The organism is Paenibacillus rigui, from assembly GCF_002234615.1.
Taxonomy (GTDB): Bacteria; Bacillota; Bacilli; order Paenibacillales; family NBRC-103111; genus Paenibacillus_S; species Paenibacillus_S rigui.
Genome location: NZ_NMQW01000052.1, coordinates 99,666 through 112,004, shown reverse-complemented (window position 1 = coordinate 112,004; position 12,339 = coordinate 99,666). Strand labels below are relative to the sequence as shown.

Annotated in this window: 7 protein-coding genes; all 7 read left to right on the top strand. The window is 51.5% G+C overall.

The window, feature by feature from the left end:
* Positions 1 to 36: 36 nt before the first annotated feature.
* The 7 genes from CF651_RS28030 to CF651_RS28005 all read left to right on the top strand — a co-directional run bounded on the left by CF651_RS28030 (position 37) and on the right by CF651_RS28005 (position 12,320).
* Positions 37 to 3,123, top strand: a complete 3,087-nt coding sequence (locus CF651_RS28030) for a glycosyl hydrolase (protein WP_179233028.1) — start codon at positions 37 to 39, stop codon at positions 3,121 to 3,123.
* A gap of 189 nt (positions 3,124 to 3,312) precedes the next feature.
* A complete protein-coding gene (locus CF651_RS28025; protein WP_179233027.1) occupies positions 3,313 to 5,532 on the top strand; it encodes a sensor histidine kinase in 2,220 nt (739 codons plus the stop codon).
* A 34-nt stretch (positions 5,533 to 5,566) separates the two neighbouring features.
* Entirely contained in the window at positions 5,567 to 7,648 is a 2,082-nt protein-coding gene (locus CF651_RS28020) for a helix-turn-helix transcriptional regulator (RefSeq protein ID WP_179233026.1), read from the top strand.
* A 75-nt stretch (positions 7,649 to 7,723) separates the two neighbouring features.
* Entirely contained in the window at positions 7,724 to 8,713 is a 990-nt protein-coding gene (locus CF651_RS28015) for a hypothetical protein (protein WP_094018157.1), read from the top strand.
* Between the two features lie 231 nt (positions 8,714 to 8,944).
* Positions 8,945 to 11,272 (top strand): Ig-like domain-containing protein, encoded by a 2,328-nt coding sequence (locus CF651_RS28010; RefSeq protein WP_245856186.1) that lies wholly within the window; start codon positions 8,945 to 8,947, stop codon positions 11,270 to 11,272.
* Between the two features lie 150 nt (positions 11,273 to 11,422).
* Positions 11,423 to 11,521 (top strand): YjcZ family sporulation protein, encoded by a 99-nt coding sequence (locus CF651_RS33020; RefSeq protein ID WP_245856185.1) that lies wholly within the window; start codon positions 11,423 to 11,425, stop codon positions 11,519 to 11,521.
* A gap of 73 nt (positions 11,522 to 11,594) precedes the next feature.
* Entirely contained in the window at positions 11,595 to 12,320 is a 726-nt protein-coding gene (locus CF651_RS28005; protein ID WP_094018156.1) for a class I SAM-dependent methyltransferase, read from the top strand.
* Positions 12,321 to 12,339: the final 19 nt, after the last annotated feature.

Below are 12,339 nucleotides of genomic sequence, written 5' to 3'. Positions count from 1 at the left end.
AATATGAATAAGAGGATTCGAATGAGGTGAATGACATTGTCCATCTGGGTTAAGCTTCAGCATCCTCCGGCCCGGTACCGAACCGTTCCGTTCTGGTCGTGGAATGATAAGCTGGAGAACGACGAGTTGGTACGGCAAATAGAAGAGATGCATAAAGCGGGTATCGGCGGCTTTTTCATGCATGCACGTGGCGGATTGAAAACACCTTATATGGGTGAGGAATGGATGGAAGCTGTCCGCACCTGTATTGAAAAGGGCAAGGAGCTAGGGATGGAGCCCTGGTTGTATGATGAGAACGGGTGGCCGAGCGGATTCGCAGACGGCAAGGTGCCCGCGCTGGGGCTCGCTTACCAGCAGAAGAGACTGTGCTTCGAAGAAGCTCCTTTTCAGCAGCCCATGGAAAGAACGATTGCTTTCTATGCGAAATCAGAGCAGGGATACCGCTTGTTAACAGAGTCGGACGCGGAAGACGCCGATTTAAGGCTTTATTATGACGTCAATCCTTACTATATCGATACGCTTAGCACAAAAGCGGTTCAGGCATTTATCGAATCCACGTATGAAGTGTACTGGGAACGCTTCGGGGAGGCGTTCGGGGCTCAGCTGAAAGGGATGTTCACGGATGAACCGCAATTTGCACGCGGGCAGATGCCGTGGTCCTTTGATTTGGAAGCCGTTTTTGCCTCCAGGTACGGCTATGATCTGAAAGATGTGCTTCCGGCTTTATTCATTGCAGCTGAGGGGTGCAGCAAAGCCCGCTACGATTATTGGGCATGTGTGACGACGATGTTCACCGAGGCCTATGCCAAACAAATCGGAGATTGGTGTCACAGTAAAGGCTGGTCAGCTACTGGGCACGTGGTGGATGAGCAAACCTTAATGAATCAGGTTACTTCTGTTGGTGATCCGATGGCCTTCTATGAATATTTGCAAATACCGGGCTGCGATTGGCTTGGCCGTTTCGTGGATGCTGAACCGCTGGTTCCGAAGCAAGTCAGTTCCGTGACGCATCAGCTGGGAAAAAAACAGGCGATCACAGAATCCTTCGGTTGTTCGGGCTGGAATGTCAGCTTTCAAGATTTAAAAAGAATCGGCGAGTGGCAGTTCGTTCACGGTATTAATTTGTTGTGCCAGCATTTGCAGGGCTACACATTGAAGGGCTTGCGCAAACGGGATTATCCGCCTTCCTTATTTTATCAGCAGCCATGGTGGGAAGATTATCGCATGTTCAACGATTACTTCGCCCGGTTATCCATGCTGTTGGCGGAAGGAAGCCGTCAAGCAGAGGTACTGCTCCTGCACCCGATCCGTTCGGCGTGGGTAGAGCAGCAGGATAAGGATTCTTCGTCAATCGTGCCTTACCACGAGTCCTTTGCGCAGCTTTCGCGCTGGATGTGCCAGACACTAATTGAGCATGATTACGGCAGTGAAGGGATCATTGAACGGCACGGTAAAGTCATAGGCGACAAATTCTTTGTAGGGAAGGCTGCCTATAAAGCAGTTATTATTCCGCCAAGTGTCACGCTCAACCGGATGACTGTACATTTATTGAAGCAATTCGTCCGGCAGGGAGGAAGTCTGATTGCTTTCTCTCCTTTTCCAACGTTGATCAATGGAGAAGTGAATGCAGAGATCGGTCAACTGATCGGTAAGGCGCTGCAGCCGGAATGGAATTTGGAAGCGGTGCTGCGTGCCGTGTCCACCGTGGTAAAGCCCTTCGTGCGATTGACGGATCGGGAGGGACGGCCGTTAGCTTCGGATGCAATCAACGTACAAACGCTGGAGCTGGACGGAGCTTACCTTTATTATCTGGTGAACTCCGGCGAGGAGGTTTACCCGGAAGTACGAGCGGAGCTAGCGCGCAAAGGAACCGTAAGCCTAGTTGATTTGGAATCGGGAGCTGTGATACCTCAACAGTTCAAAGAAACGGAGTCGGGGGTAAGTGTAACACTAACTCTCCACCCGGCTCAATCCCGCATGCTGAAGCTCGTTCCTGTGCCCGTAGGGCTGGAGGGGCACCAGGAACAAGCCGCTGCTGACAGCACGTATGGCGCACTCGTTCAACGAGTGGCACTGGATGGGCCTTGGACGATTTCCCATGCAGAGCCGAACAGCTTGACGCTGGATACATGCCGGCTGCGTGTGGATGAAGGGGAATGGTCGGATGTGCAACCGGTTATTTTTGTGCAAGACCAATTACTAGCCATCGGCCAGTCGGTACCGATCGAATTGGAGTTTCAATTCCATGTAGAGTTTGATACACAAGTTGCCCGCGAGCTATATCTCGTGATGGAGAACCCGGAGCACAGCACGATAGAGCTCAACGGACATCCGGTGGAACCGTCTAGCTGCGGTTGGTGGAGAGATACTTCCTTCCACAAAGTGAACATCAGCGGTAGAGCTGTAAAGGGCAATAACACCCTTCGTCTCAAGTCTTACTTTGCGAACTCACCAGAGACATATGAGGCGCTGGAACGCGCGGCCAAGTTCGAAACCGAAGGGAATAAGCTGACGTTCGATACCGAAATTGAAAGCATTTATATTCTCGGTGATTTCGGTGTGAAGGCATTGTCTTCCTACGCTGATGCAGAGCGTCGTGCGGTGACTACCGACGGACCATTCGTTCTGACAGAGCCGCCTGCGGTTGTGTACAGCGGGGACCTCGTGCGCCAAGGCTTCCCGTTCTTTGCGGGCAAGCTGATCATGCAGCAGCGGTTTCATTTGAACCGGGACGATTGGACAGCTGCGAAATGGGTATTCCCGGCACCGCCGGATACGATTGTCTGCCGGCTGCGCGTTAACGGTCAGGAGATGAAGGCTTTCCTGTGGGAGCCTTATGAGGCCGAAGTCGGGTCATTACTACGCAATGGCGAGAATATGATCGAGCTGGAGCTGGTGAACAGCTGCCGCAATCTGTTAGGTCCGCATCATCACATCAAAGGCGAGGTGTATAAAATAGGGCCGGACAGCTTCAAGGATAAGCCCGGCTGGACCGACAAGGACCTTGAACCGGATACCCATCTGTATCAGGAGCTCTATACCTTCGTACAATTCGGCTTGCCGGTCCCGCCTTATATTGAATTGTTGAAGTCAACCACGGGTGCGGCAGCAGCGCAGCCGTGAATTAGGTTTAACCTGCGACCCCCTAGGGCATATCACGCCAACAGGGGGTCTTTTCCTTGTTTTTCCTCCGCAAGACGTTCTGCTTTCAAGCTGAGAAGCCGCGCTGAAAAGGAAGGAATCTGTTTACTAGAAATGGCAGCCATTGCTATAATTGAAGCAAAATCATTTTGTCATGTGGGGGCTACCGTTTTGAGTACGATTCAGATCGCCCGTTGGGGCGTTGCGGGGATTTCCGTGGGGTGTGCTGCGATGTATGCGGTCGCGGTTCCACACTTTTTTCGGGAGCTCCGGGACCACTGCGTTTACAGCGAATGCATGGCTTTTTACAGCACGCCTCCGGGGCAGGAGTGGCTCGTTGCGCACGGAATCACACCGACCGTGTGGGCGCTGGCCTATACATTGCTTTACGTCGTTTTTTCACTGCTGTATTTCACCGCTGGAGCAGCACTCTTCGCCAAGAAGCGCAACGATGCAATCGGGCTGCTCGGTGCTTTTACACTGATCAATCTCGGCTCTACGTTTATACCGGTAATGGATGTGCTCAAGCAGCATGGGCCGTTCCTGAAGCTAGGCGCTCAGTCCATCGCGGCGCTGGGCATGGCCGGATTTATTATGTTCTACGGGATGTTTCCGAACGGGAGGTTTACGCCGCGATGGACCGGATGGCTTCTGGGTACGATCATCGTTCTGCGCATCCCGGGCATGCTTGCCCCCGGTACCTGGATCGACATTCAGAGCAGCTTTGCTTTTTTTCTTACCTGGTTTATTGTCTGGATCGGATCGCTGCTTGTGCTTGTCGTCTATCGTTACCGAGTCGTATTAAGTCCAATGGAACGGCTGCAGACAAAGTGGGCGATTTACGGTCTTGTCGTTGCTCTCGGCGGACTGGCGGGATGGACGGCCGCTTACTTGGTAAACAAACCGGCATGGGATGCGAATCCATATTTGCTTTATGTACTGGAGGTGGGGGTTCATGGCTCAATGTGTGCCATCCCCGTGACGCTGCTCGTCGCACTGATGAGGTTTCGCCTTTGGAACATTGATCCAATTGTAAATCGGACGCTGGTCTACGGCGTACTGACCACATGCATCGTCGTCTTGTACGGAGGAACGGTTGGATACTTAGGTCTGATGTTTCAGACTTCGGGCTCTTGGGTCGTATCACTTGTGGCAACCGGGCTTGTGGCCGTACTGTTTCATCCGCTTCGGCTCCGTCTGCAGCGGGTCATCGACCGTTGGATGTATGGGGAACGGGGAGACCCGGTAGCCACACTGACCGATCTCGGGGAGAGGCTTGCCGAGCCTATGTCACCGGAGGAGGTGCTGCTTGCGGTTGCCCGGTCGGTACGCGAAGCACTGCGTCTTTCGTATGTCGGCATTTCCGTCCGGGTTGGGCCCGGTGACCTCGACATGCCAATCGCTGAGGATGGACCGGTACCCTTGGAAATTCGGTACGTCCCCCTCGTACATCGCGGGGAGCGCGTCGGCACGCTTCACGTACCGTCGCTTCCAGGGACTTCCGGTGAAATAGACAGGGGACATGACGGCTGGACGGCGTCGGACCGGCGATTCCTAGATCTGCTAAGCCGTCAGGCCAGCGCGATTGTGCACGGCGTGCAAGCGACGTACGCGGTGCAGCGGCTTGCAGCCGACCTGCAGGAGTCGCGCGAGCGGCTGGTCCTGGCGCGGGAGGAAGAACGCCGCAGGTTGCGCCACAACCTGCATGACGATCTGGCGCCGCGATTGGCCGCGCTGCTGTACACGTCATCCGCGGCCGAACATCGCGTCGATACCGAGCCCACGATCGCAAAGTCGATGATTGCTGAGCTGCGCGGACACATTCGCCGCACGATTACGGACATTCGCACGTTAGTCTACGATTTGCGTCCGCCGGCGCTTGACGAGCTCGGGCTTGTCGGCGCGATCGGAGAACGTATCGCAGATCTGAAGGTCGCGGCACGCGGGCTCGCGCCGCAGGCGGGAGCCTCCCCGCTGCACATCGAGCTCGATGCGCCGGAGGTGCTCCCGCCGCTGCCGGCCGCCGTCGAGGTGGCGGCTTACAGAATCGCCACGGAGGCGCTCGTCAACGTCACGAAGCACGCCTTTGCCACCCGGTGTATGGTGGCGCTGCGGGTGGCGGACGGGAAGCTGGAGCTCACGATTCGTGACGATGGCGTCGGCACTGCGAAGCCAATGCCAATGGAGCCGCAGTCCCAAACGCGGATAGGCGGAGGCGGCCTCGGTAAGGCGTCGATGCGCGAGAGAGCCGCCGAGCTTGGTGGTTTTTGCGGCATCGAACGGCTGGCCGAAGGCGGCACCATCGTGAGAGCGTGGCTGCCATACGGCGATGCGGATTCGACGGAGAGATCGAAGACCATGCAGCCGAGCGAAAGGGACGAAACTGCGTGAAGAACAATGTCGGCCAACAATGGGGGGATTTTGCATGAAAGGAGACGTTATTCAAATCGAGGGGGATAAGTGGGTAACAAGGGGGCAGGCTGCCACGAGCATAGACGCACGCGAGGAAGAATTGCTCGTAGGCCGAGAGAAGGAGAAGGCGATGTTCGAGCGTTTTTTGAACGGGGAGCCGACGAGCAAGCATATTTGGAATCTATATGGCACAGGGGGCGTAGGCAAAAGCACAATGCTTGATGCGTTCCGTAGGCAAGCAAAGAAGCACAATGCTGTTTTCCTCCTCCTCGACAGCCGGGAATGCGGCAGGACGGGGGACGAATTGTGCAGAGAGCTGCTTCTACAGCTGTCACCTGGCCCAGAAAAGGGCAGCGGGCATAATAAGCCGCTCAATGCCGTACATCATAGACTGAATCGGTTGGTGCAAAAACAACGGGTCATTATTGCGTTGGATACCTTCGAAGAAATGACAGGTTTGGAGGTCTGGCTGAGAGAGCAATTTTTGAGAGACCTGGATCCGAATATCCTGGTTCTCTTGGCGGGACGTCACCCGCTTAAGGGAACATGGCTGCTATCCCCTGCCTGGAGAGAGCGTGTTCTTTGGCTCGCTGTCCATCATTTGACCCGGGAAGATGTCTTGAATTATGCCCGCAAATGCGGTCTGACTGAAGAGGCATTCGGAGAGAGGCTTTGGGAGCGCACGAGAGGGCACGGACTTTCAATGTCATTGGCAGTATCGACGGAGCTTCTCGAAGGGAGCGGCCCCTTGCATGACGCGGGATGGTCCTCTGAGCTCGCATCGTTGTGGCTGAAGGAAGTACCTGACGAAGAGCTAAGACAGCTCGTTGAAGCGGCCTCGCTGCTTAGGCATTTCAATCAGGAGATGCTTGCACATGTCGTGGAGCGGGAAATAAGCGCAAATGCGTTCGGACAGCTCACGGCGCTTTCATTTGTACGGAAAATAGATAGGGGTTGGAGACTGCACGACCTGATGAGGGAGTCCACGCAAAGTCAAATGAGAGAACGTGTGCCCAGACAATTCGGTAAGCTTAGGGAGCGCTGCGCGAGTTATTTCGCCTCCATTATCAGAGCCTCAGACGACAGGCGGAGCGTGGCCTGGGCCGTTGAAGAATTGTTTTGCTTTATTGGGGATGCTTTGATCCGGGCTCATTTGAATACACCCTGGAAGAAAGAGTATATGTGGGAGCCGTTAACGGTCATCAATCTTGGTGAAGGGCTTCAATATTTGCAGCAGCGCCGCAATGAGGCCAGATCCATTACCCGACAGGGTGTCGATCCTGTAACAGGCAGCCTGCTGGAGTTAACACTTTCGAAAGAGGAGATGCTGTATTCCATAGAAGGATTGGACCTTGAGGAGCTGCTTGACCTGGGCCAGCAGTCGGTTATGCTGATGAAATCGCCGGACGGATCGGTACAGGGGCTATCGGCCATTATTCCGATTAACCGGGGGACACTGGATTATTTGGAGCAAAATCCGTTCTCCGGACCTTACATACGCAGCTTGCTGCCGGCAGAGCGGAAGAAGCTTGGCGTTCCGGAGTCAGAACAGGCCGGCTGGTTTATTAAAAGCATCGATATTCTCGAATGGACCGACTCCGCTGCGCTAATGGAGGGCGCCTCGCAAATGTATCATTATATGTGCGCAGGCAAGCTGTTCTTTGCTTCCCCACCTCCGCTTCCCATGTTCTACGACTCCCATCTAGGTCTCGGGTTCGAAGCGCTTCCAGACGTGTTTCATTGCTGTTATGATGGAAAGACTCCGACACCCACTTTTGTATTGGATACAAGGGGGGAAAAGCTGGACGCTTTTCTAGCAGCCATGCTGCGCCGAATAGGAATACAATTGGAGCCAACAGAAGGCACATCGGAGAAGAACGAGCAGGAGGATGTCCTTCTCCAATTCAGGTTAACGGAGCGAGAGAAGGAGGTTGCTTTGTGCGTTATTGAAGGCTGTACCAACTCCGAAATTGCGAAGCGGTTGTATATTAGTTTAATTACGGTAAAAAAGCATCTAGGCTCCGTCTATGCAAAGCTGCAGGTGAGAAACCGCTCTCAATTTATCAAGGCAGTTTTAAGTAAAGAGGGACGATAATTCTGGATTGCCCGGCAGTCGTTACGCCTTATGTTATATGAATGAACCATTTTTGCCCAAAGGAGGCTGCTCCCCATGAAAATCGGTTATCGCAGTTTGTACGTAACCGCTGGAGTTTTTGTCTGTCTGCTGATCAGCTTCACCGCCTGTCTGACTACCGCTGCCGCCGCTCCATCATCTGCCTTTTATCACAAGTTCGAGCCGCCGACGCTCCCGCCCGTCATCACCTTATTCGGGAATACGCCGTTGTATCCGGAGCCGGACGACTCCGCCGGCGCTTCGGCTACGCTTACCCCGCAAGATGTGGAAACGGTAGAGGCGGAACAGGACTGGTATATAACACCTCAGAACGGTGATCTTGGCAAGAGATGGATTAAGATCAAAACGACGTGGCTCGGAGAGATGTGGATACACCTGGACTACGAACGAATAGGTACGTTGAAACCGGCCGATACCAACATCGCGTTGATTTGGTCAGCCGCTCTGTACTCCGAGCCGCTGAAAGCTGCATTAACGGATGTTGTTCTCTCCCCGCAGACGGTACATTGCAATGCGATTTTTATTACCCCTGGCGGGGGCAGTGCCTACCGGATCGAAACGTCCTGGCTCGGAGATCAGTGGTTGGTTAGCCCTAACTACATCCTTCTCGACATGGAAATATTGAACCATGAAATGACGCTTCCCACGGAAACACTTCGGATGGAGGACTGGGATACGGTACACCGCATACAGAGCCCATCGGAAGCTCATTTCATCCCGCCGCAAACCGTATTTGCCCTGGAAAAAACCGTCAACGGAGAGTATCATGTCCGTACCGAAGATGGGAACACCTTCTGGATTAATCCTGCATACGCCCAGCCGGTTGGAGCCCAGGAGATTGACGAAACGATTGCGTTAAGCAAAAATACGCTGGTCCATCTGGTTCCGACGGCATCCCACCCCATCTTTGGCGCTCTCACCGCACAAAAGGTGAAGGCGTTCCAACAGTGGGATGCTCCCGATGGAACGCGCTGGTACCGGATTCACAGCTGGAATGGCGATCTATGGATTTTGCCGGATCATTGAAACAGGTAGTCTGTGATTAACCTGCGATTAAGGAAATAAATGGATAATGGTGATTTGGTTTATGCCGAATCAAACTAAACTCTCATTACACGGCCGATAGCAGGTTTACGAGCAAATAAGTTGCTTCAGAGCTATAGCAATACATAAGTCCACCGACACATAATGAGTTGACAACTTGAGATGAGCCTGCAACCGAGACAAGGAGTCAACTCATTTAAGGAGGACGATGCAGTGAACAAAAAAGCGTTTATTTCAGTACTAACAGCAGCTCTATTCATAGGTTCCGTACACGTGAGTGCCTCGACAGGCGATCCGGCGAATCAGACAGTGAATGTACCCGCATTTCCGGGAGCCGAAGGCGGCGGCATGTATACAAGCGGCGGACGCGGGTACGAAGTATACGAGGTCACGACTTTGGAGGATTATGGGGTAGACGAAACGCCAATTCTAGGCTCATTACGGGATGGGGTAAGCCAGGGAAACCGAAATCTAATCTTCCGGGTATCCGGAACCATCCATCTGAAGCAGCCATTAAAGATCAAGCAAAAGAATCTTACGATAGCCGGTCAAACAGCGCCGGGTGACGGCATCACGATAGCTGGTTATGGCACAGATATTTCGGGCTCGGAAAATATCATCATACGATATTTGCGCTTTAGACCGGGCAGCGCCCACATTGACACCGAGCCGGATGCCTTTGGCGGGCGAGACATAAAAAACGCCATCGTCGATCATATCTCCACGAGCTGGTCGGTGGACGAGACGTTGTCTTTTTACCGGAATGAAAATACGACCTTGCAATGGAGCATCATTAGCGAGAGCTTGTTGTTATCCGGTCATGTAAAAGGCAGACATGGCTATGGCGGAATATGGGGCGGCGAGAACGCCACCTTTGCCAATAATCTGCTCGCGAGCCACGTAAGCCGTGTACCTGCACTCGGGAATACAGGCAACAAGGTACATCCTGTCTCCAGTTCGGATTTGGTGAATAATGTCATGTACAACTGGGGCTTTAATTCCACCTATGGCGGAAATGACCAAGAAAATAACATCATCAACAATTATTATAAGCCTGGCCCCTCTACATATGAAAAAGTGATGAGGCGGATTGTCAGCCCCGGTCAGGAAGGGAAGCTAAGCTGGTTCCACATCTCAGGTAATTTTATGTACGGTGATAAAGCCGTTACAGCCGATAACACGATCGGAACGGAAGAAATCAAAAGCGGAACGACGTTTTCAGATACGCCATACCAAGTGCTTGGTCATGATACTTTGAGCATGAAGTCGGCGGAGCAGGCCTATGAACAGGTGCTGAGTCAAGCAGGAGCGACCTATCCGCGAAGGGACGCTGTCGATGCCAGAATCGTAAACGATGTGAGGAACGGGACCGGCAGACTGATCAATAATGAATGGGAGGCAGGCGGCTATCCCGAACTGGTATCAGCTGCGGCCCCAAAAGATTCGGACCACGATGGCATCCCGGATGCGTGGGAAACCGAGTTTGGTCTGAACCCACGCGATGCTGCCGATGGAAAACGGATCACTGAAACAGGGTATTCCAACCTGGAATTGTATTTAAACAGCTTAGTCCGTATGAATCATAAAGCCCAAAATCCGGACATCACACTCGAATTTCCTAAGTTAAACAGTATTCATAAAGCTGGAACGTCCATTAAAATGAACGCAAAGCTAAAAAACAAAGAGAGCATTGCCAAGGTCGAGTATTATTCTAATGATGTGAAAATTGGCGAGTCTACCAAGGGATCGTTCGATTTCACATGGAAACATGCTCCTGTCGGCACTTGGTTCATTTCTGCAAAAGCGACCGATCACAATGGGAATGCAACACAGACGACATCGATGCCGATTCATGTCAACACGGAGAAACAAACCGGCGATTGGACATCCAAGGATATTGGAGAAGTACCTATTCAAGGAAACGCCTCTTTAACCGATGGCGTGCTTACGGTCAAGGGCTCCGGACGGATCGACCAAATGGCAGATTCCTTCCAGTTTGCCTATCAGGAGGTAAAGGGCGATACCGAGCTGTCTGCAAGAATTGACTCGTTGACGAAGGTCGATAACAACGCAATCTCAGGCTTAATGATTCGAGAAAGCCTTGCACCGGATGCTGCTACTGCCATTATCAGTACGTCAGTAGTAAAAGCCGATAAGCAAGAAACGCCGTATTCCGTTCACTTTTCAACACGAGCGTCCAAAGGGGAGTCGATCCTGGCGCTTGGCGAGAATGATCGACCGGAAGAGCATGGAGTACCAACCTTGAAAGGCACGACACTGCCTTACTGGCTCAAAATCGTCAGGAAAGGCGACACCATAACGGGGTATGCTTCGAAAGACGGGACGGATTGGACTGAAGTAGGACAAAAAACGATCGGGATGATCGAAACCGTGTTTATCGGTTTTGCTGTAGATGCAGCTCAAAATTCGAGCCGTATTCACAATTACAATACAGCCACCTTTTCCAACCTTTCGTTGGCCGGAGATGTGTTTGATAAAAAAGCTGATAACAAGGGTAATAAACAAGGCGGCACCTACTAGTTTCTTCCATACAATCATAAGTAACAGTTATCTCTTTCTGGAGATAGCTGTTTTTTTACATCCTTGAATTTAAAATAATGGGTACGAGTCCATACCATATGGATAAATAACGAATATCTTACCTTAGAAATCCAAAAGGAGGGATATCAGATGAGTGGTGTTCTTGGTGGCGGGTTTACTTCAACTACGGTCATATTGGTTCTTTACATTTTATTAGTTATCGTGCTTTCGGCTGGCTTGTGTATTTAATGTGTTATTAAAACAGAAAGGACAATTGCTGCGGTAATTGTCCTTTTTTAATTCAAACAAGGGACGCGTGAATATGAATTATCTAGAAATGGTATCTCGACTTGGTTTAGGGAGTGCACATCCAGGCGGATTTACGGCGACGATCGACCAACTTAATAGGTATCAGCCAATTACTAACGAGGCCATTTTAGAAATAGGCTGCGGCACTGGCAGGACAGCGTGTTATTTAGCCAACAAAGGATATCAGGTGATCGCTATTGACATAAATCCTGATAATCTGGACAAAGCCAAAAAAAGAGCTAAGGAAATGGGGCTTCATGTTGATTTTCTATTGGCTGATGCTCATGCCTTACCTTTTCCTGATGAAACCTTTGAGATCATACTGGTTGAATCAGTGACTAATTTTACACAAGCAAAGCAATCCCTAACCGAATATTATCGTGTTCTAAAACCTGGCGGAATCCTTTACGACCGCGAAATGTTTGTTCGTTATTCTGTCCCCTCAGAAACCTTATCTGATTTTCAATCTTTTTTCCAAATGCCTTCGATGATGAGAAAAGATGAATGGAGCAGCCTACTTACGGCCAGCGGCTTTGTTCAAATTGAATTCCTTGAGATTAGTGATTTGAATGATGAGAAGCTTGGGCAACAATTTGAATACCCTGATGATTATCAATTTATTGATGAAGGAGTATTGTTAGACAATGAGATAATGGAGTGTGCAATTCGATCCTCCAATATGATTATTGATAATAAAGAGTATTTAGAATTTGGAATTATGAGAGCGACTAAAGGATAGAAGCATCTCCAACGCTCAT

Bases quoted from the DNA above. Each gene is read 5' to 3' on its own strand.
- CF651_RS28005 (WP_094018156.1), top strand. From the start codon at position 11,595: ATGAATTATCTAGAAATGGTATCTCGACTTGGTTTAGGGAGTGCACAT.
- CF651_RS33020 (WP_245856185.1), top strand. From the start codon at position 11,423: ATGAGTGGTGTTCTTGGTGGCGGGTTTACTTCAACTACGGTCATATTG.
- CF651_RS28020 (WP_179233026.1), top strand. From the start codon at position 5,567: ATGAAAGGAGACGTTATTCAAATCGAGGGGGATAAGTGGGTAACAAGG.
- CF651_RS28015 (WP_094018157.1), top strand. From the start codon at position 7,724: ATGAAAATCGGTTATCGCAGTTTGTACGTAACCGCTGGAGTTTTTGTC.